This window comes from Methylobacterium sp. ARG-1 (genome assembly GCF_001262595.1).
GTDB classification, from domain to species: Bacteria; Pseudomonadota; Alphaproteobacteria; order Rhizobiales; family Beijerinckiaceae; genus Methylobacterium; species Methylobacterium brachiatum.
In genome coordinates, this window is sequence record NZ_LHCD01000002.1 from 308,466 (window position 1) to 334,266 (window position 25,801).

24 protein-coding genes and 1 tRNA gene are annotated in these 25,801 nt (G+C 63.8%); 10 read left to right on the plus strand and 15 right to left on the minus strand.

Going from position 1 to position 25,801, the window contains the following annotated elements:
* The first annotated feature begins 18 nt into the window (after positions 1 to 18).
* The 5 genes from hemF to AKJ13_RS31265 all read left to right on the plus strand — a co-directional run bounded on the left by hemF (position 19) and on the right by AKJ13_RS31265 (position 6,167).
* On the plus strand, positions 19 to 951 hold the full coding sequence (hemF, locus tag AKJ13_RS03285) for an oxygen-dependent coproporphyrinogen oxidase (RefSeq protein WP_082316842.1): 933 nt from the start codon (positions 19 to 21) through the stop codon (positions 949 to 951).
* Positions 948 to 2,066 carry an AAA family ATPase gene (locus tag AKJ13_RS03290; RefSeq protein ID WP_007563537.1) on the plus strand — a complete coding sequence of 373 codons (1,119 nt, stop codon included), beginning with the start codon at positions 948 to 950 and terminating at the stop codon, positions 2,064 to 2,066. The genes hemF and AKJ13_RS03290 overlap by 4 nt, the downstream gene beginning before the upstream one ends.
* Positions 2,067 to 2,146: 80 nt before the next feature.
* Positions 2,147 to 2,236 (plus strand) — tRNA-Ser (locus AKJ13_RS03295).
* Positions 2,237 to 2,623: 387 nt separating this feature from the next.
* Entirely contained in the window at positions 2,624 to 3,013 is a 390-nt protein-coding gene (locus AKJ13_RS32535) for a hypothetical protein (RefSeq protein ID WP_050732062.1), read from the plus strand.
* Between the two features lie 223 nt (positions 3,014 to 3,236).
* Positions 3,237 to 6,167: a hypothetical protein gene (locus tag AKJ13_RS31265; RefSeq protein WP_144426172.1), complete on the plus strand. Its 2,931-nt coding sequence runs from the start codon at positions 3,237 to 3,239 to the stop codon at positions 6,165 to 6,167.
* 365 nt (positions 6,168 to 6,532) lie between these two features.
* Here the strand turns inward: AKJ13_RS31265 and AKJ13_RS03305 are convergent, their stop codons facing one another.
* Both AKJ13_RS03305 and AKJ13_RS30180 read right to left on the minus strand, forming a co-directional pair.
* Positions 6,533 to 6,775, minus strand: coding sequence for a hypothetical protein (locus AKJ13_RS03305; RefSeq protein WP_050732063.1), 243 nt, complete (start codon positions 6,773 to 6,775; stop codon positions 6,533 to 6,535).
* Positions 6,776 to 6,993: 218 nt separating this feature from the next.
* Positions 6,994 to 7,893: a LysR family transcriptional regulator gene (locus AKJ13_RS30180; RefSeq protein WP_082316843.1), complete on the minus strand. Its 900-nt coding sequence runs from the start codon at positions 7,891 to 7,893 to the stop codon at positions 6,994 to 6,996.
* Between the two features lie 119 nt (positions 7,894 to 8,012).
* Between AKJ13_RS30180 and AKJ13_RS03310 the strand changes: the two genes are divergently transcribed.
* The 5 genes from AKJ13_RS03310 to AKJ13_RS03330 are packed head-to-tail and all read left to right on the plus strand — an operon-like array spanning position 8,013 to position 12,432.
* Positions 8,013 to 8,759 (plus strand): amino acid ABC transporter ATP-binding protein, encoded by a 747-nt coding sequence (locus AKJ13_RS03310; protein ID WP_280137097.1) that lies wholly within the window; start codon positions 8,013 to 8,015, stop codon positions 8,757 to 8,759.
* Between the two features lie 20 nt (positions 8,760 to 8,779).
* Positions 8,780 to 9,571: an ABC transporter substrate-binding protein gene (locus AKJ13_RS03315; protein ID WP_050732064.1), complete on the plus strand. Its 792-nt coding sequence runs from the start codon at positions 8,780 to 8,782 to the stop codon at positions 9,569 to 9,571.
* A complete protein-coding gene (locus tag AKJ13_RS03320; RefSeq protein WP_050732065.1) occupies positions 9,571 to 10,236 on the plus strand; it encodes an amino acid ABC transporter permease in 666 nt (221 codons plus the stop codon). The genes AKJ13_RS03315 and AKJ13_RS03320 overlap by 1 nt, the downstream gene beginning before the upstream one ends.
* Positions 10,223 to 11,506 (plus strand): M20/M25/M40 family metallo-hydrolase, encoded by a 1,284-nt coding sequence (locus AKJ13_RS03325; RefSeq protein ID WP_244471496.1) that lies wholly within the window; start codon positions 10,223 to 10,225, stop codon positions 11,504 to 11,506. Before AKJ13_RS03320 ends, AKJ13_RS03325 begins: the two co-directional genes overlap by 14 nt.
* The gene (locus AKJ13_RS03330) at positions 11,503 to 12,432 is read left to right on the plus strand and encodes an arginase family protein (RefSeq protein WP_082316844.1); all 930 of its coding nucleotides are present in this window, start codon (positions 11,503 to 11,505) and stop codon (positions 12,430 to 12,432) included. The genes AKJ13_RS03325 and AKJ13_RS03330 overlap by 4 nt, the downstream gene beginning before the upstream one ends.
* A 245-nt stretch (positions 12,433 to 12,677) precedes the next feature.
* On the opposite strand, the gene AKJ13_RS03335 is transcribed toward AKJ13_RS03330, so the two are convergent.
* The 13 genes from AKJ13_RS03335 to AKJ13_RS03395 form a co-directional block, all read right to left on the minus strand.
* Positions 12,678 to 13,046 (minus strand): DUF3768 domain-containing protein, encoded by a 369-nt coding sequence (locus tag AKJ13_RS03335; RefSeq protein ID WP_050732066.1) that lies wholly within the window; start codon positions 13,044 to 13,046, stop codon positions 12,678 to 12,680.
* A gap of 11 nt (positions 13,047 to 13,057) precedes the next feature.
* A complete protein-coding gene (locus AKJ13_RS03340; protein ID WP_050732067.1) occupies positions 13,058 to 13,738 on the minus strand; it encodes a hypothetical protein in 681 nt (226 codons plus the stop codon).
* Between the two features lie 234 nt (positions 13,739 to 13,972).
* Positions 13,973 to 14,803, minus strand: a complete 831-nt coding sequence (locus tag AKJ13_RS03345; protein ID WP_200905575.1) for a hypothetical protein — start codon at positions 14,801 to 14,803, stop codon at positions 13,973 to 13,975.
* 409 nt (positions 14,804 to 15,212) lie between these two features.
* Entirely contained in the window at positions 15,213 to 15,617 is a 405-nt protein-coding gene (gene hpxZ, locus AKJ13_RS03350; RefSeq protein WP_348270929.1) for an oxalurate catabolism protein HpxZ, read from the minus strand.
* Positions 15,618 to 16,799 (minus strand): amidase, encoded by a 1,182-nt coding sequence (locus tag AKJ13_RS03355; protein ID WP_050732068.1) that lies wholly within the window; start codon positions 16,797 to 16,799, stop codon positions 15,618 to 15,620.
* Positions 16,796 to 18,412: an ABC transporter ATP-binding protein gene (locus tag AKJ13_RS03360; protein WP_050732069.1), complete on the minus strand. Its 1,617-nt coding sequence runs from the start codon at positions 18,410 to 18,412 to the stop codon at positions 16,796 to 16,798. The genes AKJ13_RS03355 and AKJ13_RS03360 overlap by 4 nt, the downstream gene beginning before the upstream one ends.
* Positions 18,409 to 19,236, minus strand: a complete 828-nt coding sequence (locus tag AKJ13_RS03365; protein ID WP_050732070.1) for an ABC transporter permease — start codon at positions 19,234 to 19,236, stop codon at positions 18,409 to 18,411. The genes AKJ13_RS03360 and AKJ13_RS03365 overlap by 4 nt, the downstream gene beginning before the upstream one ends.
* Positions 19,237 to 19,238: 2 nt before the next feature.
* Positions 19,239 to 20,210, minus strand: a complete 972-nt coding sequence (locus AKJ13_RS03370; RefSeq protein WP_050732071.1) for an ABC transporter permease — start codon at positions 20,208 to 20,210, stop codon at positions 19,239 to 19,241.
* A 4-nt stretch (positions 20,211 to 20,214) separates the two neighbouring features.
* On the minus strand, positions 20,215 to 21,711 hold the full coding sequence (locus AKJ13_RS03375) for an ABC transporter substrate-binding protein (RefSeq protein WP_160320591.1): 1,497 nt from the start codon (positions 21,709 to 21,711) through the stop codon (positions 20,215 to 20,217).
* 391 nt (positions 21,712 to 22,102) lie between these two features.
* A complete protein-coding gene (locus AKJ13_RS03380; protein WP_050732073.1) occupies positions 22,103 to 23,023 on the minus strand; it encodes an acetamidase/formamidase family protein in 921 nt (306 codons plus the stop codon).
* 46 nt (positions 23,024 to 23,069) lie between these two features.
* Positions 23,070 to 23,876: an ABC transporter permease gene (locus AKJ13_RS03385; RefSeq protein ID WP_050732074.1), complete on the minus strand. Its 807-nt coding sequence runs from the start codon at positions 23,874 to 23,876 to the stop codon at positions 23,070 to 23,072.
* A 34-nt stretch (positions 23,877 to 23,910) separates the two neighbouring features.
* Complete coding sequence (locus tag AKJ13_RS03390; protein WP_244471497.1) at positions 23,911 to 24,780, minus strand: ABC transporter ATP-binding protein; 870 nt, start codon at positions 24,778 to 24,780, stop codon at positions 23,911 to 23,913.
* Between the two features lie 11 nt (positions 24,781 to 24,791).
* Entirely contained in the window at positions 24,792 to 25,754 is a 963-nt protein-coding gene (locus AKJ13_RS03395; protein WP_244471498.1) for an ABC transporter substrate-binding protein, read from the minus strand.
* Positions 25,755 to 25,801: the final 47 nt, after the last annotated feature.

Sequence of the window (25,801 nt, forward strand, 5' to 3'; positions counted from 1 at the left end):
AATGGGAAAGCCTAGCGCATGACGATGCCGGACGACCCCCGCGCAGCCCTGACTGCCCCCCTGTCCGAGGCCGACGTGACGGCCATGAAATCCGAGGCCGCGGCCTGGTTCGCGACCCTGCGCGACCGCATCCTCGCGGCCTTCGAGACCCTGGAGGCCGAGGCCGAGGGGCCATTCCACCCGGACGCGCCGACGGGCGCCGGGACCTTCGTGAAGACGCCCTGGAACCGCACCGACCATACCGGACAGCCCGGGGGCGGGGGCGTCATGGCGATGCTGAAGGGTCGGGTGTTCGAGAAGGCCGGCGTGCACATCTCCACCGTCCACGGCGAGTTCGCCCCGGAATTCCGGGCCCAGATGCCCGGGGCTGCCGAGGATCCGCGCTTCTTCGCCACCGGCATCTCGCTGATCGCCCATCCGTGGAACCCGCATGTGCCGACGGTGCACATGAACACCCGCTTCGTCGTGACCACCAAGGCGTGGTTCGGCGGCGGCGCCGACCTCACCCCAGTGCTGGAGCGGCGGCGCAACCAGGACGACCCGGACAGCCGCCACTTCCATGCCTGCCTCGAGCGCGCCTGCGCGGCCCACGGGGTCGACCATGCCCGATACAAGGCGTGGTGCGACGAATACTTCCACCTCAAGCACCGCAGCGAGCCCCGCGGCATCGGTGGTATCTTTTATGACTATCGCTGGACGGGGGATCCGCAGGCGGATCTGGCCTTCACGCGCGATGTCGGCGGCGCCTTCCTGGAAGCCTATCCGACGATCGTCCGCGACAATGTCGCGACCGCCTGGACCGAGGCCGACCGCGAGGAGCAGCAGGTCCGGCGCGGGCGCTACGTCGAGTTCAACCTGCTCTACGACCGGGGTACGATCTTCGGGCTGAAGACCGGCGGCAACGTCGCCTCGATCCTCTCGTCCCTGCCGCCGACCGTGCGCTGGCCGTGAGCGCGGGGTTGCCGTCGGCTTATGCGCCGCAGCAGGACGCGGCGCTGAAGGCCATCGCCGCCTGGCGGAAGACGGGCGGAAGCCAGGTGTTCCGGCTGTTCGGCTATGCCGGCACCGGCAAGACCACGCTCGCCCGCCGCATCGCCGAGGATGTCGATGGCACCGTGGTCTATGGCGCCTTCACCGGCAAGGCGGCCTCGGTGATGCGCCAGAAGGGCTGCTACGACGCCGCCACGATTCACTCGCTGATCTACCGCACTAAGGAGGCGGAGGAGGGTGGCCCGACCTTCACGCTGAACCGTTCCGGCCCGGCCGCGAAGGCCGACCTGATCATCATCGACGAGTGCTCGATGGTGGATTCCGACCTCGGCAACGACCTCCTGTCCTTCGACCGGCCGGTGCTGGTGCTGGGCGACCCGGCGCAGCTGCCCCCGGTGCGGGGCGGCGGCTTCTTCACCGAGGCCGAGCCGGACGTGATGCTCACCGAGGTCCATCGCCAGGCCAAGGACGACCCGATCGTCCGCATGGCCATGACCGTGCGCGAGGGCGGCCGGCTGGAGCTCGGCACCTACGGCCAGAGCCGGATCGTCTCCCGTCGCACCCTCGACCCGGCCGAGGTGCTCGAATGCGACCAGGTCCTGGTCGGCCTCAACAAGACCCGCCGCCTCTACAACAACCGGCTCCGGGAACTCGCCGGCCATACCGACCCGATGCCGGCGGTGGGCGAGAAGCTCGTCTGCCTGCGCAATGACCGGGTGAAGGGCCTGCTCAACGGCTCGACTTGGACGGTCCAGGCCCTGCGCGCCCCGCCGCGCCCGGACCTGGTCCGCCTCGACGTCGTCCCCGAGGACGACCCGGCGCTCCGCCGCCGAGCCACCGACATCAAGGTGCTGCGCGCGATGATCTCCGGCACCGACGAGGAGATCCCGCTGTTCCTGCGCCGGGAGACCGACGAATTCACCTACGGCTACGCCCTGACCGTGCACAAGGCGCAGGGCTCGCAATGGGACCGGGTGACCCTGTTCGACGAATCCTACGCCTTCCGCGAGCATCGCGCCCGCTGGCTCTATACCGGCCTCACCCGGGCCGCGCAGGCGATCACGATCGTCGTCTGATCGGCCCCCGGCGCGTCGACATCGCTTGTGAAGCCCGAGCGCGCGTGCTAGGCACCGCCCGTCTCATCGAGGCACCTTGCGGAGAGGTGGCAGAGCGGTTGAATGCACCGCACTCGAAATGCGGCATGCCTGCAAGGGCATCGGGGGTTCGAATCCCCCCCTCTCCGCCACTTAACTGTCATAAACCATTGTTTTGATTTGAAAAATCGGTCCAACCAAGGCCGCAGCCCCACTTTATAACCCACATTTTGAAGCGGCTTGTACGGGATCGTTTCGGACGTTGACGGACAATGGCCTCGCGCGCGCAAGGGCTGACGCCTCGCCTCGATAGGGTGATGTGGCGTGCAGCAGCACCGTTGAGATCCGGCAGGTGGCGGCCACGCTGATCCGGTTCAGAGCCTAGCGGAACCGTCGCGGGCGTGCGAAATCTATCTGGACCACGGTCGGCCCCTCGGAAACGGCGCGGCGCAGGCTTGTCACAGCCGGCGTCTGACAGTTTGTCCCGGCTGGAGGTGCGTCCCACAACCGTCGCGCGAAGGGTTGTCGGTGGTCACGAAATGGAACTCGTGGACGCGGGCTCCCCGGAGGCCACCGTCAAACGCATCCTACAGGCCGAGTCGAATCTTCCGGTGCCCGTGCCGATCCAAGAGCTGTGCGCGCGTCTCGGCATCCTCCGGATCGAGGATCTCGACACCGACGACTTCAAGGGTGGCCTCGTTACCGACGCGAAGCAGTCTGAAGGCACCATCCTCGCCAAGCGCAAGGGCGGACCGCGTCGCCGCTTCACCATCAAGGGCGCCCAGTATCCCGCAGTGATGTTCCCATGCACGACGGGCTGCTGGATGACGCTGGCGCAATCTCCTCAACACGGCTGTCACGCGCGGCAAGCGACTGGTGGTGCTGATCTGACAGAGGAAGGCCGTTGGTATCGTGGTGCGCGACGGTGACAAGAAGCCGCGCTGAACAAAGCGGCGGGAATGGCTCAGCACCCGCAATCTTAGCTTTGCCAATGTCGTCGGTGCAAGCGGCAAGCCCGGCAGGCGGCAATAGCACTTGATAAGCGTATGGCTAAATGCTCTCGACATGCACCGCTAGGCTGCATCTGTGCTACAAGGCAGAATATATGCGGAACGGTCGCGCCCACGCCGACCCTTAGGTAGCGATCCTGCTATGAACGTCGATGCATTTTATGGCCACGCTCGATCGCTGATAAGCGACGTTCGATCACAGCTTGCAACGATTGAAACAGAGGCTGATGCACGATTCCGAATGATCGATCGCTTCCTAGTTGAGGCACTTGGCTGGGATCGGTCTGATTTCAAGATGGAGCCACACACAACAGCCGGCTACACTGACTATCTACTTCACATAGGTGGTACGGCGACTTTCGTAGTTGAGGCTAAGCGCGTCGGAAAAATATTGGTTGACACCGTGGATAAACGGTACGGAAGTTATGTTATATCGGGACCTGCGCTGAAATCAGCAAGTAGCGGATTTTCTCAAGCTGTATCTTATTGTATTGAGCACGGTGTAGACTTCGCCGCACTAACGACAGGCGAGGTATGGATTGCCTTCATCGCCTTCCGATCTGGCGGAAAATCCTACCGTGAATACAAGGCCATCGTATTTCCTAATCTTGATTCGATAGAGACGGAGTTTGCTGCGTTTTATGATCTCTTCTCGAAGGAAGGATTGTCAAAAAAGCTCTATCGAACGCATTTTGCAAAAATAGACGGAGTATCTGCCAAATCTTTCGAGCCATTGATCAGCGCAAACAAGGCGCAAGATGCAAAACTACTCCGTAAAAGCGAGCTGGCACAGGATCTAGATCCTATTCTAACGAGCTTTTTCAGTGATCTAGCAGGACACGATGATCCAGACCTTCGGCGGCACTGCTTCGTCGAAACTCGCGAGAGCCGTACAGCGGACCTTGCGATGCAAAAAATGATTAGTTCGATTTCATCAACTGTGATCCAGATTGCTACCGATACAGGGCAGCAAATCGCCGACCATATTGACGCAACTGTGGAGTCCGGAAGAAGCAGTACGATTTTGATAGCAGGAGGGGAAGGTTCAGGGAAGAGCACATTTATTAATAGGTTTTTTGAAGACATTCTCGATCGTTCGTTGAAAGAGAAATGTTTGATCGTACGAATTGACCTATCGAAAATTATTGATAACCCATCAACGGCGGCGAGCGATCTAACCTCTGTTACAAAAAAGCTCCTCGAAGCTCAAATGTTCTCAGATGGTTATCCGAAGTATGATGATCTTCTGGGATTGTACTTTGACGAATATAAGCGCTGGAGTGAGGGGCAGCATAAAACTCTTTACGAGACAGACAAGTCAGCATTCAAGGTAAAATTTGGAGAATTTCTTGACGAAAGTTTGAGGGACGATCCGATCACCTATGTTATTCACATGCTCGAAAATGTAGCAAAAAACCGAAAGAAGGTTCCAGTTCTTGTTTTTGATAATTCAGATTCCCGCTCAGTGGCATTTCAGGAAGTTGTGTACGAATGGTCTCAAACAATAAAAAGGAAAATACCTGTTTGTCTCATAATATTCCCGATTTCCGATAAAACGATTTGGAGACTGTCACGCGAAGGACCATTTCGGCTTAATCAGACTAGGATATTTTATCTTCCAACACCGTCCACGAGAGAGGTGCTGACTAAAAGGATTGATTACCTAAAAGATCGAAGCTCTAAACATAAGGGCAAAGAACGCTATTTCCTCGACAAAGGCATACATCTAAAATTAAAAGATATAAATGCTTTCGCTGCTTGTATGGAGGAGATCTTTGTAAATGAGGATTTCATTTCAAGGCGCATTGGCTGGCTGACTAATCATAACTTGAGCAAAGGATTGGAACTTTCTCGAAATATTATCACTTCCCCGTACCTTAGTATAGACGAGCTTGTCGGATCTTATTTGAAAAGAGAGAAGCCGCATGTAACTATAAAACATAGAAAGTTTATGCAGGCTTTAATTTCAGGTGACTATAATCAATTCGACGTATCGAAGCATGGATATATTAGAGACGTATTTGAAACATCGGCCGACTTCCCCTCGAGTCCTCTTCTCACACTAAGTTTGATCAAGCTCTTGATTGACAAAGCTGGAGAAGAAGGAAGCAACACAAATCTTGGATTTGCGGCGTATGACCAAATTGCTAGCTACTTCAGCGCAATGCTAGCACTAGACGACGCCGTCAGGGATTGCCTTGAGCGAGCACTTGCTGACGGCCTTATAGAGCCGTTCGATGCCGACGACCGGCACGTCAATGAACAGCAAAGATTTGCTGTCACACATGCGGGGCGGATGCATTATGAAATGGCTCTCCGCGACGAAGTTTATGTTGCTCACATGGCATTTGCGACGCCAATCAGATCTCATGCTGTTGTTGATGCCCTCCGTTCGATTAAAAATAGCAGCATGAAGGGGGATGAGTGGCGAAATGTGTGCGGCATATTCATAAAACATTGCGTTCAGGATGACAAAGTTTTCTTGAATATACCCGCAGACTCTATGTTTGCCGGACAAACACAACTGAGAACTGATTTGGTCGCGCGATGGGTTGAATCAAGTTCGGAGGCAAGTCGCAATAGATCAAGCCAAGGCACCACGATCGGCGCAGAGACACGCGACTCTGTTCGTGCGAAAGTAAAATGGTTTGACGCTGGCAAAGGCTACGGTTTCGCAACTGATATTGTGAGTGGTGAAGACATATTTTTATCGGCTCGACTATTCCGGGAACGCTTCCTCGATGTCCCTGAGGAAAATTCGATTGTTATCTGCGATGTTGGCCCCGGCAAAGAGGGTAGGCTCCAAGCTGTTATGCTCCACTCGGTCGAAATTCCCGGAGATCGAGGGATCGGCGAAACAAATGCAAAGGGCGTCGTAAAATTTTACGACGAAACTAAGGGCTTCGGTTTTGTGACTATCGCTGGCTCGGGTGAGGATGTTTATATTCCACGAAGAGTGGCGCACGATTTGAGAGCAGACCTCGCACCGGGAGTTCCTGTATCTATTCAGGTTCGGGAAAGTAGAGGGAGAGGGTTGGAAGTTCGCTCGCTGAAGCTCGAGCCTGCGAACTGATTGCATTTTTTGGATTGCAGCGCTTCGACGTTGATGCGTTCCTCGAACAGTTTTCTCTGCTCAACGATTCGAGTGCTGAAGTAATCAAAAGACAGAATGTATATGTAGCCCGGCGCGATGCACCAGATGTTCCGGATTGGTCGAAAAGGACTCTTGATCATGCGTGTAGCTTGGCGCGAAAATTCCTCCCTAGTTATTTCTATAGGGTATACCCTGGGGCTACGTCACATTCGGTACGTCGCCGACCGTCACATGTGGGCTCGAACCGGGCAATGTGACAACGGCCCGTTCAGACCTAGGCCCTGAAGTGACACCTGCGAACGTTGCGGTAGGCAGGGCGCGGTCTACAGCACCTGACGCTCCGATTATGCAACGACATGCAGGTCGATTAGTCGGTGTTCGGCCACGGTCGCGAGAGGAACGTTGCCGGTCAAGTACTCCTCGACGCGTTCCATCGTGAGCGGGTCGGTGGACCAGCCATCGCCGACGAAGTACTGGTTCAGTCCCAGGGCATGCCACAGGAACAGGCGAGCGTTGAGCGCCGTGTCCGGGCCAGCGAGATACCGGGCCGCGCTTAGGTGGGCGAGGTGCTCCGCGTCATCCTGCACCGCTGCGGTTACAGGGCCGGGGCGAGGCCGCGGACCAGCGCCGGATCTTGGACCGCTTTCTGCCACTTCGCGAATTTGCCGGCATCTTCGGGGTAGTGCGCGTCGATCATCGCGAACAGGCCCGCAGACGCCCGCGAACGCCGCTGGAACCGGCTGCCGTCCCTCGAACATCGCCGCGTACCGTCAAGCCGACGATGATCGGAGACCTAATCAGCACGTCACCGCGCCCCAAGGCGAGGCAATACAAATCGGTCTAGAGCCTCAATAAACTGTTCGGCGAGACGAGACGTGCCCCCTCGCGAGGGCCGCAAAACGCCGACCTCATAAGGAATAATCGGGAGGAATGGCCGGATTACGAGGTCGGGCCGCCCTTGGGCAGCCTGTGCTGCGCTGATCGGGTCGGAAAGGCAGATCCCAGCCCCATGCAGGACAAGGTTTAGAGCGGTCGCATAGAACTCGCACTCAGCAACGACGTTCGCATGGGCGCCGGCGGCCTCGAAGGCGCGAGCGATTGGCATCGTGGTCCCGTGCCCAGGTAGTAAGCAGATCAGCGGTTGGTCGTCGAGCAGGGCCGGTGTCAGCTGCCCCTCAATCGCGAGTGGATGATCGGCGCGAAGCACGGCAACACAATCGAATCGATAGCGATGCACGACGGCATCCGTCCGATCGAACGGCGCCTCGGCGATGCCCAGGTCAAAAGCGCGCGTCGCGACTAGGTCGCGTACCTCACGCGAGCTGCGGGTCAAGAAGCGGACCGTAACCCCAGGGCGGGTGCTTCGGAACTCTGCGAGAATCTGTGGCAACCATGCGATGCCAGGCCCTGGGTTCGTTGCGATAGTCAGATGTCCGCGCGTCGCTGCCTGGATGCCGGCAGCAGCCTCATCAAGCCGAGACAAGCCGGCCAACGCATGCATTGCTTCCTGATGCAGCAGTAGCGCCTCCGAGGTTGGCACGATCTGCCGTCCTTCGCGCTCGAACAGGCGGAAGCCAACGTGACGTTCGAGCTGAGCCAATGCTGCCGACACAGCAGGCTGGGTCACGCCGAGCGATCGAGCCGCTGCTGTCATCGAGCCGCTCTCAAGCACGGCCACAAAGATCTGAATTTGCCTGGTATCCATAAGCCATATTTATGGGATCAAGCCGATAGCGGCAAAGGCTTTTTTGTCAGCCGTTGCTGGTTTTCGAATTCTGGCATAATCATTGCTGATGCTGGGCCATGGAGTTGAGGATGCCAGGCATGATTCTTGCGGCCGAGGCCCTGACAAAGGCCTACGGCACGAACCCCGTCCTGAACGGGGTCGACGTGGGCCTGCGAGAGGGCGAGGTCGTCTGCGTCATCGGTCCGAGCGGGTCCGGAAAAACGACCTTGCTTCGCTGCCTAGCACTGCTCGAAGAGCCGCAGGGTGGCCGCATCGTCATGCGCGACCAGATCGTCGGCGCACCACAGCCATCAGCCAAGATCCGGCAGTCGGCTTGGGGCGTGCGCGCCGACATCGGCATGGTCTTCCAGCAGTTCAACCTGTGGCCGCACATGAGCGTGCTTGCCAACATCATCGAGGCGCCCATGCGCGCCCGCGGCGTTCCACGGGACAAAGCGGTCGCGCAGGCTGAGGCGCTCCTGGCCAAAGTCGGATTGGCGGATAAGCGCGACGTTTACCCAACCCGCCTCTCGGGCGGTCAGCAGCAGCGTGTCGCGATCGCGCGAGCGCTGGCGATGCGGCCCGCAGTCCTGTTGTTCGATGAGCCGACGAGCGCTCTCGATCCCGAACTCCGCCGCGAGGTGCTGGTCGTTATGCAAGCCCTCGCCGAGGAGGGCATGACGATGATGGTCGTGACCCACGAGATGGGCTTCGCCCGCCGCGTCGCGGACAGGATTATCTTCATGGATCGGGGGCGGATCGTCGAGGAGGCGCCTCCTGCGCGCTTCTTCGCGACGCCTTCAAGCGAACGGGCCCAGCGCTTCCTTGCGCAACTCGAAGACTGACCTGGAACGAGGAGAGATCGATGAGACGGTTCAAGGCTTTGGTAGCTGCTGGACTCTTCGCCTTCTCCGGCGGCGCAGCACAGGCACAGCAGATGGAGTCTCGGCTCTATCAGGTCACAAAGGCGCACAAGCTGCGCGTATGCGTCTGGCCGCTTTACTACGCGATCACGATGCGCAATCCGCAAACTGGCCAGCTGGAGGGGATAGACGCCGACCTTTCGAAGGAATTCGCCAAAGATCTCGGCGTAGATCTCGAATATGTCGAAACTTCATTCGGAACCTTCACTGCCGATCTTCAAGCCAATAAGTGCGAAATCGGCATGTTTGGCGTCGGCGCAACCATGAAGCGGGCGCAGGCGGTTGCGTTCAGCAGGCCCTATCTTGTCACGAACATATACGCCGTCATCAGGCCAGGTGGCTCGATTAAGCAGTGGAGCGACATCGACAAGAAGGGCGCCACCGTCGCGGTGACACTCGGCAGCTACATCGAGCCGTTTATGCGGGGCTACCTAAAGAACGCAGCACTTACCGCTGTCACCGCACCGGCAACGGTGCAAGCGGAGCTGATGTCTAACCGTGCCGACGTCATCATGTCGGACTTCCCAACCGCGCTGAAGATGAAGAAGGAGTTCGGGACCGATTTCCTCACTCCGCCCGAGAAGCTGGCCGTTACGCCCTACGCCTATGTGGTGCCTCAAGGTGACCAGATCTGGCTGAACTACGTCAACTTGTTCGTCGAAACGATCAAGCTCGACGGGCGCCTCGCCAAGGCCGCGGAGCGCAATGGGCTCGGGCCGATCGTAGCGCCGTGATGGGAGCTTACCAGTTCCGCTGGGACGTCATCCCCGCCAACATCGATTTCCTGATGTCTGGCGTTGGGATGACGCTGCTCATCTCTGCACTGACTCTCGTCTTCGCGACCTTCGGCGGACTTGTGATCGCGTCGATGTCTGCGTCGCGGCTGTGGCCAGCGCGTGCAGTTGCCTATGTCTTCGGCGAGGTGATCCGCAACACCCCGATCCTGGTCCAGCTTCTCTGGGTCTACTACGTGCTGCCGATGCTGCTCGGCATCCGGCTGGACGCCTTCACCGCCAGCATCGTCGGGCTATCGATCTACTCATCCGCCTTCATTGCGGAGGTTTTCCGAGCGGGCATCCAAGCCGTCCCTGTCGGACATCGTGAGGCAGCGCAGGTGCTCGGGCTGACCCGCGGGCAGGCCTTCGTTCGTATCGTCCTGCCCCAGGCCGTGCGCCTGATTCTGCCTCCGCTTGCTGCCAACTTCGTGCAGTTGATCAAGTATTCCTCACTCGCTTCAGTTATTTCCGTTGGCGAGGTAACGCGACGGGGAATGGAATTATCCTCCAGCACTTTCCGACCTCTAGAAATTTTCACATTCATCGGGGTGGTTTATTTCGCGATCTGCTGGCCGCTGACGCAGTCGATCCGCATCTGGGAGCGCCGTCTTGCCCGTCGTTGAAGATCTGTCCAATGCCGAGAACCTGACGGCTGCCGAGATCCGGAGCCGGCTCGCACAGAGCCGACCAGCGGAGGTCGCCGAACTCGCTCTCCGTTTAGTCCGGGCCGCTTCGCCGAATCCACCCGGCTCAACGAAGGAAGCAGCCGAAGTCGCTGCGGCAATCCTCAGCGAACACGTTCCGGATGCGGAGGTCGTCCTTCATGAGGCGGCACCCGGTATCGTCAACCTTGCCGCCCGCATTCACGGCAGCGGGGCAGGCCGGCGCGTGATCTTCAACGGACACCTCGACACCTATCCCGTAGGCCCATCGGAAGATTGGACGGTCAATCCTTTTGGCGCTCTCGATGGAGACAGGCTCTACGGTCGCGGCGCGTCCGACATGAAGGGCGGCATTGCCGCGGCGATCCTGGCCTTCTCGGCGCTCGCGAAGGTCCGCTCACATTGGCGCGGCGAGCTCGTCCTGACTCTCGGCGGCGACGAGGAGACCATGGGTCCTCTCGGCACCCGCTGGTTGATGGACAACGTGGTCTGGGCAACGGGCGATGCCGTCTTAATCGGCGATGCTGGCTCACCGCAGGTGCTGCGCTTCGGGGAGAAAGGGTTTCTCTGGGTCGAGGTTGAGGCCTCGGGTCGCCCGGCGCACGGCGCGCACGTGCATCGCGGCGACAACGCCATCGATCGCTTACGGGCCGCTCTCGACCGTCTTGCAGGCCTATGCGATCTGCGGCCGGAGCCTCCGCCGGCGGTGAGCGAAGCCATCGCAGCATCGAAGCCGATCTCGGAGCCACTGGCCGGAGCAGGCGAGGCGGAGGTTCTCGGTAGCCTGACCGTGAATATTGGCCAGATCGCCGGGGGCACCTCGCCGAACCTCGTCCCCGCCCGCGCCACCGCCGCGCTCGACATCCGCATTCCGGTGGGCCTGTCGATTGACGTGGTGGAGGAAGCCCTCGCCCGTGCCCTGGACGGACCGGGCCTGACCCACCGGATCCTGCGCCGGTTCGCCCCTAACCACACTGATCCCACGCATCCCCTGGTGCAGGCCTGCGCAGAGGCAGCTCGCGTGGTGACCGGCGGCGAGGTCGCCGTGAACATGCGGGTCGGGGGATCCGATGCCCGTTGGTTCCGGATGGCCGGCCTACCGACCGTCGTCTACGGCCCCACCCCCAACGGTATGGGCGGCCCAGACGAGTTCGTCCTCATCAGCGAACTCGACCAAGTCGCACGGGTCCATGCGCTGACAGCCTTCGACCTGCTTCAGGACGCGCCATGACAGAGCCGCTGTTCCACCGCCCCGAAACCTTCATGGGACTGCCGGCTGGCCTACCCGGCCCGGGCTGCCGCGCCGCAATCCTCGGCGCTCCGTTCGACTGCGGCACCCACCCCTTCCGCGTTGGTGCCCGACAGGGTCCGACCCACGTGCGGCGCCAGTCAGGCTTAATCCGCCGATATCACCCGGCATTGGCTGATGCTGACGTGCTGACACTGCTCGGCGCCGTCGATTGTGGCGATGCGATCCTGACGCCGGGCCGCATCGAGGATGCCTTGCCGCGAATTGAGGCCGCGGCGGCCGCGATACTCGAGACCGGTGCGGTCCCAGTCGGCATCGGCGGCGACGGGTCGGTCTCGCTCGCGCTGATGCGGGCAGCCGCTCGCCAGTATCCGGGTCTCGTGGCGTTGCACATCGACAGTCACACAGACGCCTACCCTTACGTCCCGGAGGACCGCTACAACGCCGCGACCCAGTTCACGAACGCGGCCGAGGAAGGTCTCGTCGACGCTGCCCTATCCTGGCATGTCGGCATCCGCGGCTTCACCTTTCGCGACGGCGTCCTCGACCACGCCGACCATCTCGGTTTCCGGGTGATCACGACTGAAACGTTGCTGCGGCGCGGCTTCGAGCAGACCATCGCGGAGTTCCGCCAAGCCGTGGGCGGACGTCCGGTCTATCTTTGTTGGGACATGGACGTGTTCGACCCGTCAGTTGCTCCAGGCGTGTGCACGCCGAGTTGGGGCGGCCTGACTGCACGGGAGGGGATCGAACTCCTACGCAGCCTCACCGACCTTCGCATCGTCGCGGTCGACTTCAACACCGTCAGCCCGCCTCAGGACGTGAACGACATGGCCGCGCACCTATGCGCCCATATGATCATGGAGACGATGGTGCTGCTGGCCCGTCAGTTCGGGTTACTCGCCTGATGCCGCTCAGCCAGGCGTCGGCGAGCCACTGGATCCCGGTCGCGATTTGTAGGGGGCAGCCGCCGGGTCCGACAGGGCGGTTCCGACGGATGACGTAGAGCCAGCCGCCCGCGTGCCCGGCCGTCGCAGGCTCGACGCCGAGCATGAGTTCCGCCGGGGCGGCGTCCGTTTCGGCCGTGCCGCGTACCAGCCAGGGGCCGCGGGTCGGGATGGCGGGGGCTGGTAGCTTGCGCCCGCCAGCCACTTCAATACTCCTCAACCAGCATGACGGTGAGCACGCGGGTCGTCACCGCAGGATCGGTTGGGTCCGGCGAATGACCGAGCAGCGCCCGATCGTAGGCGTCGATCTTCCAGAAGAACCGCTCGCCCCCGACCTCGACCGCGCCGAAATCGTGCTCGCCGTGAGGATCATTGTCGGCGTCGAAGCGATCGAAGCGCCGAACCGCCAGCAACAAGGCGATGCGGTCGGCCTCGCGCAGCTCGACCACCCCCGGGGTTTCGACGACCTGCCCTTCTGCGAATCTGCGCCGGAAGGCATCGTTCAGGGTCCGCACCCGCGCGACGGGGTCAGCCGCCGCGGGGTTCGACCCAGCGTTACGGATCTGGGTGCTCATAGCAGATCCCCTCAGGTCGCTTCGATCGCGGCGGTGTTTGGGTGCAACAGGGCCATGTGCTCGCGCCGGCGCACGAGGAGGGGCAGGTCCGGCCAGTCGCGCCAGCGCAGGGTGTAGATCCCGCCGGCCTTGGCCTCGATCACCTCTGCCTCGTACCAGCCGTCCTGCTCGCCTTCAGAGATCAACACCAAGCTGCCGATTGCGACGCCGGCCCAGCTCCGCGGATATCGGGCTTCGCCGGTTGCGGTCACCGTGGAGGTTTGGTCGCCTACATCGCCCGTCGCCGTAGTTGGCCCCTGCGCAACGGTTTTGCCTGCCGCTGTTGACTGTGCCTCGGCAGGCCCAGCCAAGGCACTCAAGCGGTCGTACACGCCCTTTTTGACGAAAGGCACGAAGGCCCGACCCGAGGCGAACACCCGGCCCTGAGGAAGCTCTGCCGCAAAGGTTCGATGCGCCTCGGTACTGAGCGGCAGGGTCCACATGTTCATCACCCCGGTGGCCTTCATTGCGAGGGCAGCGTCGGGCTCGGCGAACCAGGAGGCGTGCGGTTTTCCGTCCTTATCAGCGCCGAACACGATCAGCGCGGGTGTGGGCTTGGTAGCCGGGGTTTCCGCCTTGATGTCGATTTCGGTGCCCCTCGCTGGGTCGAGATTCTGCGACTGGTCTTCGGCCCTGGTGACGATGGCGATCATGGCAAGCTCCTGAAATGCGAAAGGGGCCCCGGATGGGACCCCTTGCTCAGTGTGGATGGGTGGGTGAGTCTCAATGCACACCGTGACCGCTGTTGGCGATGTGGTCGCTTCTGAGTGGGCGGCGGTCGAATCATCATGACCTCGGGCTTTGGGCACCTTTGCACCGCCCGTCAAAGCATATATAGGTATTTAATCTTGTTGTCAACTTATTGAGCAACGGCGCACTTTCGCCCGTCAGTTTTGGCGACGGTCGCAGACCTCAAAAGCTGGGCACTGCTGATGCTGACAGCCGACCTGATCGTTGATGCGATTGCCGTTGCAGATGTCCCAGCCAGCCTCCGCGCAAAAGCCCCACAGTGCCGCTTGAACAAAACGCGGGAAGGTCGCTGGGAAGTCTGGGTTGTAGGCCCGGGCATCGATCTGGCAGGCCAAGCCTTCGATGATCTCCGCACAGCCGCCAGACGCGGTACAAGCTGGCCCGAAGGCGTGTTCGGCGTCGAAGCGGGCCAGGGTGCCAGTCCGACGCAGGAAATTATGAACCAATGAGTCGACGGCGATCATCCATGATCCGGCCGTCACCCAGCGTTCCCGGTTCGGGTCGGCGCCGAGCAGGAGGTCGGCCAGCATCATCGCCCAAAGCTTCGGTCCTATGCCGTAGACTTCCCGGAGGGGATCGAGAACGGCCTCTCGCATGAGCGGACCACGCTCGGGTGCCCCCGGGTCGGGATCGGCCTCGGCGAGACGCGCATCGATCCAACTGACGAGGTCGCCGCCGCAGACATCGCGAATGAACAGGGCGAGGCTGTAGGCTGCCTGATTAAGCGATCCCTTCCTCAGCCTCGGAAGGGGTAAAGGGCAGGAACTGATGTGATCCGGTTCGGCGCAGGTCCGGCCTACCTTGCGATACCTGCACTCAGCGAAATGCCAGTAGCTCGTGAGGCGCGAGCAACCCTGAGGTACCGACAAGGCCCCCTGGATTTCGGCGTTTGTCACCCCGCCATGCTGTTCGGCGTAGCGGGATGCAATCTGATCGGAGATGCCCTGGAGCGGCACGAGGCTCATCATCCAGTCGAAGATCGGAGCGCTGTCGTAAGTCGCGACTGCTTGCGAAATACCGTTTGATTTTTGATGGGCTTCTAGGTGGTTTAGAAAGGTGGCCGGAGCGAGGGCAAGCGCTGGTTCGACTACGCGGTAAAAATGATCCCATGGATCAGCACGAGATTTATTTGTATCGGAAAAATTATTTTCATGACGGCGACTATACCAATTGCCGCAATAAGCCTGTCAAACAGATTTTAGTTCATAGCTATTGTTGCCGGCGCAATGGTCGATCGGAATCTTGCCCCAACTCTGAGAGGCGATCACCGCGAGCGTTTCTCACGGCAGATGGCGCGATCCCAAATGACCGATTATGGCCGAAAGCGGAATGGCTGCTTCGGAGAAAAACTGACAGGAAAGCAGCCCGCCTACGCGCCTATGAGCAATCTGCAGCCGGCATGATCGACACGTGAGCTGACACCACCTTCCAACCGCGGTCGGGTAGGCGCATCCAGGTCTGGCTCTGACGCCCGATGCCAGGCTTGCCGCGCGGCTTGAACTCCAGATTGACCGTAGCGAAGTCGTTCCCGAGCGTCAGGATCTCCAGCCGGATCCGCGCCTCCTTGGTCCCGCCCGGCGGCGGATCGGCTGCGACGCGTGCGGCGTGGACTTCGGCAAAGCCGTAGCAATTCTCATGGAGGGCGTAGCGGATCGTGTGCGGACTGTCCCAGAAGGTCTCGTCGAGCACGGCGACATCCTTCTCGACGAGTGCCCGCTCGTAGCGCTCGAACAGGGCGGTGATCTCGGCCACGACCTCGGGGCGGTTCACAGTCACGTCCATTCAGGCCTCCAGGGCGACGGCGGTACGGATCAGGTCGAGGTCGGTTCCACGCGCACCGAGGATCGACAGGCCGATCGGAGCGCCGTCGACCTGTGCGCCCGGCAGATTGACCTGCGGGACGCCGGTGAGGCCGCCGTGGCTCGTCAGGCAGGCGATGCGCTCACGCAGTAGATGCAGCGCGCCGAGCGGCAACCCCCGCAGGGGCGCCGGGAACGGCGTGGTCGGGAGGCACAGGATCGTGCCGGGGGGCAGAAGCCGGGCGAGGCGGGCCCGGGCCTCGATCCGCATCAGGCTCGCGGCGCTGCGCTCAGCGTCGGTCATCATCGAGCCCTGGATCAGCGAGCGGGCGACCGAGAAGGCCAAGCGCGGATTGCAGGCATCGAGCCAGGGCTCGAAGGTTCGCCACGCCTCGCTGCTCTGCAGGACGCGCTGCGCCCGCTGCCAGACGGACAGGCCCTGCGGCGCCAGGGTTACGTCGCGGCGATTGCCGACCAGGGCGGCCAAGCGGTCGATCTGCGGCGCCAGCGCCTCCTGGACCGCCGCGTCGGCGAAGCCGAGCGCGTCGGCGGCCACCAGCAGCGTGCGCGGCAGACGGTCCGGCATCCCTTGGCCGAGCAGGACCTCGCCGACCCGCGCGAAGGTCGCCGCGTCCCGAGCGAACCAGCCGCAGGTATCCGAACTCGGCGCCTGAACGCAGATCCCGGAAAAGTCGACACGGCCGTGCGTCGGCCGGATGCCGTAGAGGCCGCAGAGGCTCGCCGGCACGCGCACGGACCCGCCGGTATCCGTGCCCAGGGCGAAGTCGCAGGCGCCCGCGGCGACCGCGGAGGCCGAGCCGCTGGACGAGCCGCCGGGCACCCGGTCTGGCATCGCGGGATTGAGCGGCGTGCCGTCGTGGGCGTTCTCGCCGAGGATCCCCAGCGAGACCTCATCGGTGACGGTCTTGCCAACGACCGAGGCGCCCGCATCGAGCAGCGTCTGCACCACGCCGGCATGGCGGGCCGGCGTCGGGTAGACGCGCGGCCAGTCCGGGTTTCCGCCCCCCGTGGGAGTATCCGCGACGTCGATCAGGTCCTTGACGGCGAAGGTGAGGCCGGCGAGCGGCCCCGTCGCGGATCCGGCGACGCGGAGGCGCGGCCCGGGCAGGAACGGGTCTGTCGAGAGGGGCCGCGCGGTCGTCATGTGGGGATCGGTTCCTGCCATTGGGCGCCGGGCACGGCGGCGAACAGCGCCTTGGTGTAGGGGTGCTTCGGCGCGAAGAAGATCTCGGCCGTGGGCGCAACCTCGACCACCTGACCGGACCGCATCACCGCGATCCGGTCGCAGACCTGCAGCGCGACCCGGAGATCGTGGGTCACGAACAGCATGCTGAGGTGCAGCCGCGCCTTGATGTCGGCGAGCAGCGCCAGGACCTGCGCCTGGACGGAGACGTCCAGGGCCGAGACCGGCTCGTCGGCCACCAGGATCTCGGGCTTCATGGCGAGCGCCCGGGCGATGCCGATCCGCTGGCGCTGGCCACCGCTGAACTCGTGCGGGTAGCGCTGCACCGCCGTGGGATCGAGACCGACCAGCGCCAGCATCTCGCACGCCTGGACCCGTGCGATCCCGGGCTCGGTGCCATGGATGATCGGCCCCTCGGCGACGATGTCGACCACGCGCTGGCGCGGATCGAGGGAGCCGTACGGGTCTTGGAACACCATCTGCACGCGCCGGCGGTGCGGGCGCATCTGGCGGCGGCTCAGCTCGGCGACGCTGTGTCCGGCAAGCAGAATTTCGCCGCCATCGACCGGCATCAGGCGGGTGATCGCCCGCGCCAGCGTGCTCTTGCCCGAGCCGCTCTCGCCAACGAGGCCCAGGGTCTCGCCCCGCCTAAGCAGAACGTCCACGCCGTCGAGGGCTCGGGTGACGCGGCCCCCGAACAGGCCGCGGGCGCCGTAGGTCTTTTCGACTCTCTTGGCCTCCACCACCAGAGGGGCGGTGCTGGCGGCCCGGCGGGGCGGCGGCGCGAGCTTCGGCACGGCGGCGATGAGCGCGTGCGTGTAGGGATGCTTCGGCGCCCCGAGGACCGAGGCCGCGGGCCCCTGCTCGACCAAGACGCCCTTCTGCAAGACTGCCACCGTGTCGGCGATGTCGGCCACGACGCCGAAATCGTGCGTGATGAACAGGACGCTCGTGCCGTGCTCGCGCTGCAGGTCGCGGATCAGGGAGAGGATCTGCGCCTGCGTGGTGACGTCGAGCGCCGTGGTCGGTTCGTCGGCGATGAGCAGCCGCGGGTTCAGCGCCAGCGCCATGGCGATCATCGCCCGCTGGCGCTGGCCGCCCGAGAGCTGGTGCGGGTAGGAGCGCAGCAGCCGGATCGGGTCCGGGAGGTGGACGCTCGCGAGGAGCGCGAGGATGCGCGCCCGGCGATCCGCGCGCCCGAGCGTCGTGTGGATGCGCAGGACCTCGTCGATCTGCCGCCCGATCGTGTGGAGCGGGTTCAGGGCCGTCATGGGCTCCTGGAAGATCATCGCGATGCGCGCGCCCCGGACTTTGCGCATCTGACGCGGCGGGATCGCCGCGAGGTCCGCGCCCTCGAACAGGATGCGCCCGCCCGCGACGCGCACCCGCGGCCCCGGGAGCAGCCCGAGGATCGCGCGGGCCACCATCGACTTGCCCGATCCGCTCTCCCCGATCAGGCAGGTGACCGCGCCGGGGCGCAGGACGAGATCCAGATCGGTGACGGCATTCGGCCGGTCCGCGCCGGGCGGCAGCGTGATCGTCAACGTCTCGATCTTGAGGACGGCGTCGCTCATCGCTCTCGGAGCCTCGGGTTTAGGACCTCGTTCAGGCCGTCCCCGACGAGGTTGATCGCGAGGACGGTCAGCAGGATCGCCAGCCCGGGGAACGTGCAGATCCACCAGGCCGACCGGAGGACCGCCCGGCCCGAGCTGATGATCAGGCCCCAGCTCATGACGTTGGGATCGCCGAGGCCGAGGAAGGCGAGCCCCGCCTCGATCAGGATCGCCGTGCCGATCAGCAGCGTGCCGACCGCGATGATCGCCGAGGTGCAGTTCGGCAGCATGTGGCGGAAGACGATGCGCGCGTCGCCCGCCCCCAGGCCGTCGCAGGCCAGCACGAACTCGCGGCCGCCGAGCGCCACGAACTCCCCGCGCACGAGCCGGGCGATGCCCGGCCAGGAGACGGCCACGATGGCCACGACCTCGCTGAAGAGCGACGGCGACAGGATCGCCACGATCAAGATCGCCAGCACGAAGGCGGGGATCGTCTGGAAGAACTCCGTGAGCCGCATCAGCGCGACCTCGACGCCGCCCCGGTAGTAGCCGGCGAGCCCGCCGATCAGGGTCCCGAGCAGGATCGCCGCCCCGGTGGCGCTGAGGCCGATGATCAGGGAGGTGCGGGCGCCGTACGCGATCTCGGCGGCCACGTCCCGGCCCAGCGTGTCGGTGCCAAGCAGAAATTGCCCGCCCGGCGGCTGGAGGGCGGGGCCGACGAGGCCGAACGGATCGCCGGGATAGAGGAGCGGCGTGAGCGCCACGAGGGCGACCAGCCCGAGGAGCACCATTGCCCCCGCGAGCGCGAGGCGGTTGCGCGCGAACCGCGCCAAGCCCGTGCGCATCGCTAGAGCTCCATCCGCGGATCAAGGCAGACGTAGACGAGGTCGACGGCGAGGTTGATCACCACGACGAGGCAGGCCGAGACGAAGAAGATGCCGAGGAGCAGATTGAGGTCGCGCGACTGGAGCGCGTTGAAGGCCAGCGTGCCGACCCCGGGCCAGCCGAACACCGTCTCGACCACGATCGAGCCGCCGATCAGGTTGCCGGCCTGCACGCCCGCCATGGTGACCACTGGCAGCAGCGCGTTGCGCAGGACGTGCCCGGTCATCACCCTTGCCTCGGTCTGGCCCTTGGCGCGGGCGGTGGTGACGTAGTCCATGCCGACCTGCTCCAGCACGGAGGCGCGCATCACCCGCGCGTAGACCGCGAGGTAGAACAGCGCGAGCGCCACCGCCGGCATGACGAGGTGGCGGCCGACGTCCCAGACCTCGTCCCAGCCCTCGTTGTCGGCGCCGACCGTGTCGTAGCCGCTGGTGGGCAGCCAGCCGAGACGGATGGCGAAGACCACGATCATCATCAGCCCGAGCCAGAAGCCCGGCGTCGCGTAGGCCACAAGGCTGACGAGGGAGATGACCGCGTCGCGCCAGGAATTGCGCCCGGTCGCGGCCACGAGGCCCAGCAGCGTGCCGATCAGCAACGCGGCCGCGAAGGCGGTCAGCATCAGCAGCCCGGTGGGCCAGAGCCGGTCGACGATCAGGCTTCCCACCGGGCTGTCGTTGCGGAACGAGTAGCCGAGATCGAGGTGAAGCATGTTCAGCAGGTAGACGCCGAACTGCGTGGCAAGCGGCTGGTCGAGGCCGAATTTGTGGCGCAGCTGCTCCATGTATTCGGGGCTCGCCGCCCCGCTCTCGCCGGCCAGCACGGAGGCTGCATCGCCGGGCGCGAGGTGGATCAGGAAGAAGTTGAGCACGACGATGCCGAGCACCACCGGGATCGCCAGCAGCAGCCGGTAACCAAGGAAACGCGCGAGCCGCACGGGACTACTTGTCCATCCAGGCCCGCTCGAAGGCTTGCTGGGTTCCCAGGGGGCCGGTCGTGTGGTCCTTGAGGCGCCGGTTGAAGACGCTGACGTATTGCACGTCGATGAGCCAGATCATCGGGCTGTCCTCCGCCAGGATCTGCTGGACCTTCTTGTAGAGCGCGGCGCGCTTCTCCGCATCCGGCTCGCGCGCGCCCGCGCCGAGCATGCGATCGACCTCGGGATTGCTGTAGAAGGTGTCGTTGACGAAGGTCACGCCCTTGCGGATCTGACTGGTGAGGAACTGCTTGTTCAGCCCGTAGACCGGGTCGACGCCCTGGCTGAGGAACGGCTCATTCAGGTCGTAATCGTAGTTCGTGTAGACGCGCCGCAGCCAGGTCGCGGTGTCCTCCGAGCGGAGCGTCACGGCGATGCCCACGATGGCGAGCGCCTGCTTCAGGTACTCGGCCTGCCGCAGCCACTGCTCGCCGAAGGAATTCACCTCCAGGTGCAGGGCGAAGCGGGTCCCGTCCGCGCCGCGCGGGGCGCCGGCCTGATCGAGCAGCTTGTTGGCGATGTCCAGCCGGTCCGGCACGTCGTACTGGCGCACGTCGTCGGTGTAGAGACCGGCAGCCGCGAACTTGCGGCTGAGCGGGCCGGTGGCGGGCAGGCCGTAGCCGAACATCACGTCCTTGAGGATGACCTTGCGGTCGATGGCGTAGGCGATCGCTTGGCGCACCTCCTTCTTCTGGAGATGCGGGTGACGGCCGTTCAGCTCGAGGACGCTCTGGGCCGGCGTCATCTCGTAGCCCTTGGTCGTGAGATCGAGGATCGGGTTGGTCTTCATCCGCCCGAGGTCGGCGTAATTGACCGCGCTGTACCCGGCGAAATGCGCCTCGCCCGCCTCCATGGCCGCCGAGCGCGTGGCCGCGTCCGGGATGAACCGGGCGACGATCCGGTTGAGGTACGGCAGGCCGGGCTTCCAGTAATGCTCGTTGCGGTCCAGGCGCACGAACTGTCCGCGCTCCCAGCTCACGAACTTGAACGGGCCGGTGCCAACCGGCTTGTTGGCGCTGGGGTTCTGGAGGACGTCCGTACCCTCGAACACCGAGCGGCACAGGATCGGCAGGTCCCGCCCGGAGAGCGCCTTCATGATGTAGGGCGCCGGATTGGCCAGCCGCAGGATTGCGGTCATCGGGTCCGGCGTATCGACCGCCACCAGCTCCGCGAGCATGACCGGCGCGATCGGATTGTACTTCTTCAGGATCTCCATGAAGGAGTACTGCACGTCGGCGCTGGTGAACGGCTTGCCGTTGTGGAAGGTCACGCCCTCCTGAAGTTTGAAGGTGATGGTCTTGCCGTCGGGCGCGATCTCCCAGGACTTCGCCAAGTTCGGCTGCGGGCTCTGATCCCAGTCGTAGGTGCACAGCCCCTCGTAGACCTGCGTGGCGATCGGCGGGATGTTCCCCGCCGAGACCGCGTAATGCGCCAGGGTCGAGGGCTCCGGATGGACGATCATCACCATCGTCCCCCCGCGTTTCGGCTCGGCGGCGCGCGCGCCGCTTGCCGCTGCTGCGAGGCCGATGGGAAGCGCGAGAATCGTGCGGCGGGAGAGATCAGTGACGTCAAACGTGCGGGACAAGCCAGAGGACTCCTGAAACTTCCCGTCGGTGAGCAATACGCATGCCATGCAGGCTTTCGAAGGAAGCACCGATAATCCCGCATGATGGAGGAAATATTTTTGTAGATGCAGTCCGTCGCCTCCGAGAACCGGATAGATATTCTGCACATCTCTGTCCGGGGCCGACGCTCCGCTGCGCGGCCCCGGAGCCGCACAGCGGGCACGATGAACCGTGCGGCTCAGCCGTTCGTACCCGGCCGATCATCGGACGGCAGGTCGGCGGCTCAAGTCATTGGAATGCCGCGAGGATCGCCTTCGGCACCTTGCAGATGTACGTGTATTTCGGATTGACCATCTGCGTGCAGCGCGCCTCGGCGATCTGCGCGAGCAGCAGGTAACCCTCCGGCTCAGGGATGTTCCACTCGTCGGCGAGCCAGTAGATCATGTCGGCGAAGGCAATGCGCATCGCATCCTCGAGCGGGCGGGCGCAGCCGAGCGTGCAGAGATGCGTAGGCGTCTCGATCCGCGGGTGGCCGAGCCGCACCGGTGCGGGCACGAGGCTCACCCGCAGGGTCACGTTCGCGCCGATCTCAATCGCCCCCATGCCGACGGCTTCGCCGTCGCCCTGGAGCGCGTGGCAATCGCCGATGAAGAAATGCGCGCCGGGCTTTTCGACCCGCAGCATCACGGTGTTGCCGGTGGTGACCTCCTGAACGTCGAGGTTGCCGCCATGCGTGCCGTTGTCGACCGTCAGGACCGCGCCGTGGACCGGCGCGACGCCGATGACGCCGGCCATCGGCTTCACCGGCAGCCGGAGCCGGTCATTCCAAATCACATGGCCGTCGTGCACGTCGACGACCTTGGTCCGGATGCCCCATTCCTTGCGGCGCACCCAGTCCGGGAACATGCCGTGCCCGGGCCAGAGGGAGCTGTAACCGCGCTGGCCGAGCTCCATGTCGAGGATCTCGACCTTCAGCATGTCGCCCGGCTTCGCGCCCGCGACTTCGATCGGGCCCGTCGCCCCATTCACGAACGGGAAGGTGACGTCGGCCTCGGTCAGGTTCTGCCCGAGTTCCTTGATGACGCCGTCACCGATGTTGATCACGCATTCGACCGTGACGATCTCGCCCGGTGCGATCGTCGCGACGAAGGGCTCGTCACCCGAGAGGGCGTACTTGATCGTTCCCTGTTTGCTGATGCGCTGCGTCACGTAGGGCTCCCGATGGCGATGGCGTTGGTGTCGAGGGGGGCGTGGGTCAGAGGCGATCCCGCCAGGGCATGAGCGCCCGCTCAGCTCGGCCGACCAGGAAGGTCAGGACGAGGGCCAGCGCGATCGTGCCGACCAGCGCGGCGAAGACCTTCGGGATCGCGTAGAGGGATCCCGCCTGGAAGATGGCGTGGCCCAGGCCCACGGACGACGACATGAACTCACCGACGATGGCACCGATCAGCGCGAACCCGACGGTGAGCTTCAGGCCGGCGAAGATATCGGCGAGGCTCGACGGCACGACGAGCTTGGCGAAGATCTGCGGCTTCCGCGCGCCGAGGGTCCGCAGGAGGTTGATCTGGTCCGGGTCGACGCCGAGCGCGCCCTTGTAGGAGGTCACGAGGGCGACCACGACGACCGAGAGCGTCGACATCGCGACCTTCGAGGCGAGCCCCGTGCCGAACCAGATGATGATGATCGGGGCGAGCGCGATGATCGGGATCGAGCCGATCGCGACGATGAAGGGCTGGACGACCCGCGACACGAAGGTCGAGTACCAGAGCGACAGGCCGGCGAGCGTGCCGACGACGTTGCCGATGAGGAATCCGAGCCCGGTCTCGAGGGCCGTGACGCCCGCGTCGCGCATGAGCGTGCCGTCGGTGAGACCCTGCCAGAGGAACCGGCCGACCGCGGAGGGTGAGCCGAACAGGAAGGACGCTTGCGGGCTCTGGTGCGTCTGCCACTCCCAGACCCCCAGCAGGCCCCCGAGAAGCGCGATCTGAACGATCAGGACGAGCGCGCCCGAGCGCAGGCGCGCAGTGTCGCGCAGCGGGGCATCCTGGCTCGTTCCAGCCATGGTGGTTGCCCGTCCGGTAACAACGTCCGACATCTCAGGGCCTCGCTGCAGCACGGCTGATGCCAAGACCGGCGCGGCCGAGCGCGGAGCGTGGGATGTCGAGATCAGCCCAGATCTGGCGGACGTAATCGCCGAAACCGGCACTCTCCCGGGCCCCGATCATGTCATCGGGCGCACAGTCGAGGTCGATCGTGTAGCTAGCCTTGACGGCGGTCGGCCGCCCGCTCAGCACGAGGACGCGGTCGGCGATCGAGACGGCTTCCTCGATGTCGTGCGTGATCAGGAGCGCGGACTTGGCCCCGTCGCGCACGAGCCGCACCGTGTCGGCCTCGATCAGGAGCTTCGTCTGGAAGTCGAGCGCCGCGAAGGGCTCGTCGAACAGCAGGACGTCCGGATCGTTGATCAGGGTGCGGGCGAGCGCCACGCGCTGGCGCATGCCGCCCGACAGGGTCGCGGGATAGGCCCCGGCAAACCCGTGCAGACCGAGCTGGTCGAGGAGCGCGCGCGCCCGCTCGTCGGCTTGCCCGCGCGGCATCCCGCGCAGTTCGGTGCCGAGCTTCACGTTGTCGAGGGCTGTGCGCCAGGGTAGCAGAAGATCCTTCTGCAGCATGTAGCCGATCCCGCTGGGGGTGCGACCGCGCCGGTCGAGGGGCACGCCGCTCCAGAGGATACGACCCGAATCGGCCGGCGTCAGACCGCAGACGGCGTTGAGGAGCGTGGTCTTCCCGCAGCCCGAGGGGCCCACGATCGCGACGATCTCTCCGCGGGCGAGTGCGAAGGTGAGATCGCCGACGACTGGCAGGATGCGACCGCCCGTCCGATACGCCTTGGCGAGATGCTCGACGGAGAGCGGAGGCACGGGAGACCAGGGGCGGGCCGCCGCTTGCAGAGTACCTTCGGACACGGGGGCGCCGGTCAGCCGGCGCGTTTCGCGGCCTTGTCGGCGAACGTATTGTCGACGACTTGATCGAACGTGAGCGTGCCTTTGATATTCCCGAGATATTTTTGCATGCCCATCAGGCTTTCCCAGGCGTCCTTCTCGGTCACGACGCTGGAGGCCGGGATCTTATACTTCAGCTCGGCATCGATGGCAGCGTCCACGACGTCGCCCGGAAGGTCCGGAAATTCCAGCCGCGCGACCTTCTTGGCGTAATCGGGATCGCTGTAGGTTCTGCGCCCGGCCTCCTCGAAGGCTGTCACCAGGGCCTGCACGGTCGAGGAATCCTTCTGGATCGTTCCGGGCAGCACCATGATCCCGGTATTGCAGAAGGGCCCGACGTAGTTCGAGAAATCGAACACGATCTTTGCACCCTGCGCCACCGCCTGAGCGACGCCGGGCTGGTACGCGACCGCGATGTCGGCCGCGCCGGCGAGCATGGCGGCGATCTCGGTTCCGGGGCTCACCGGCACGATCGTCGCGTCGACGCCGAGCTTCATCCCGTTGCTCTCGATGAGGCGCTTGGTCACGCTGAAGTTGGTGTTGGGCTCCGGCGAGGTGGCGATCCGCTTGCCCTTGAAGCCCTTCGGGTCTGTGAAGGAATCGACCGTCTTCGAGACCGCGAAGTAGTGGGCCCGCTGAACGACGGTGCCGACCACCATCCCGGGGCCGCCATTCTCGCGCGAGATCACCACCATCGTGGGGTCGCCGATGGCGAAATCCGCCGAGCCCCCCAGCACGGCCGCGAAGGTTTGCGTGTCGCCGCCGGCGGCGCTCACCTGCAGGGCGAGGCCGTTCTTCTCGAAGATGCCGGCGTGAATCCCGACGTAGAGGTTGATGTAGCCAAGGTTGTGGACGGCCTCGCTGAAGCGGACGGTCTTCAGTCCTGCGGCGCGCGCGGCGGTGGGCGCCCATAGCGCGCCGACCGATAGGCCGGTCATTCCTCTCAGGATCGAGCGCCGATGGAGCAGGGGCGACCAGGGCTGAG

Bases quoted from the DNA above. Each gene is read 5' to 3' on its own strand.
- AKJ13_RS03315 (WP_050732064.1), top strand. From the start codon at position 8,780: ATGAGACGGTTCAAGGCTTTGGTAGCTGCTGGACTCTTCGCCTTCTCC.
- AKJ13_RS03330 (WP_082316844.1), top strand. From the start codon at position 11,503: ATGACAGAGCCGCTGTTCCACCGCCCCGAAACCTTCATGGGACTGCCG.
- AKJ13_RS31265 (WP_144426172.1), top strand. From the start codon at position 3,237: ATGAACGTCGATGCATTTTATGGCCACGCTCGATCGCTGATAAGCGAC.
- hemF (WP_082316842.1), top strand. From the start codon at position 19: ATGACGATGCCGGACGACCCCCGCGCAGCCCTGACTGCCCCCCTGTCC.
- AKJ13_RS03385 (WP_050732074.1), bottom strand. From the start codon at position 23,876: ATGGCTGGAACGAGCCAGGATGCCCCGCTGCGCGACACTGCGCGCCTG.
- AKJ13_RS03395 (WP_244471498.1), bottom strand. From the start codon at position 25,754: ATGACCGGCCTATCGGTCGGCGCGCTATGGGCGCCCACCGCCGCGCGC.
- AKJ13_RS03375 (WP_160320591.1), bottom strand. From the start codon at position 21,711: ATGATCGTCCATCCGGAGCCCTCGACCCTGGCGCATTACGCGGTCTCG.
- hpxZ (WP_348270929.1), bottom strand. From the start codon at position 15,617: ATGGACGTGACTGTGAACCGCCCCGAGGTCGTGGCCGAGATCACCGCC.
- AKJ13_RS03365 (WP_050732070.1), bottom strand. From the start codon at position 19,236: ATGCGCACGGGCTTGGCGCGGTTCGCGCGCAACCGCCTCGCGCTCGCG.
- AKJ13_RS30180 (WP_082316843.1), bottom strand. From the start codon at position 7,893: ATGGATACCAGGCAAATTCAGATCTTTGTGGCCGTGCTTGAGAGCGGC.
- AKJ13_RS03345 (WP_200905575.1), bottom strand. From the start codon at position 14,803: ATGATGAGCCTCGTGCCGCTCCAGGGCATCTCCGATCAGATTGCATCC.
- AKJ13_RS03360 (WP_050732069.1), bottom strand. From the start codon at position 18,412: ATGAGCGACGCCGTCCTCAAGATCGAGACGTTGACGATCACGCTGCCG.
- AKJ13_RS03320 (WP_050732065.1), top strand. From the start codon at position 9,571: ATGGGAGCTTACCAGTTCCGCTGGGACGTCATCCCCGCCAACATCGAT.
- AKJ13_RS03310 (WP_280137097.1), top strand. From the start codon at position 8,013: ATGATTCTTGCGGCCGAGGCCCTGACAAAGGCCTACGGCACGAACCCC.
- AKJ13_RS03335 (WP_050732066.1), bottom strand. From the start codon at position 13,046: ATGAGCACCCAGATCCGTAACGCTGGGTCGAACCCCGCGGCGGCTGAC.
- AKJ13_RS03340 (WP_050732067.1), bottom strand. From the start codon at position 13,738: ATGATCGCCATCGTCACCAGGGCCGAAGACCAGTCGCAGAATCTCGAC.
- AKJ13_RS03355 (WP_050732068.1), bottom strand. From the start codon at position 16,799: ATGACGACCGCGCGGCCCCTCTCGACAGACCCGTTCCTGCCCGGGCCG.
- AKJ13_RS32535 (WP_050732062.1), top strand. From the start codon at position 2,624: ATGGAACTCGTGGACGCGGGCTCCCCGGAGGCCACCGTCAAACGCATC.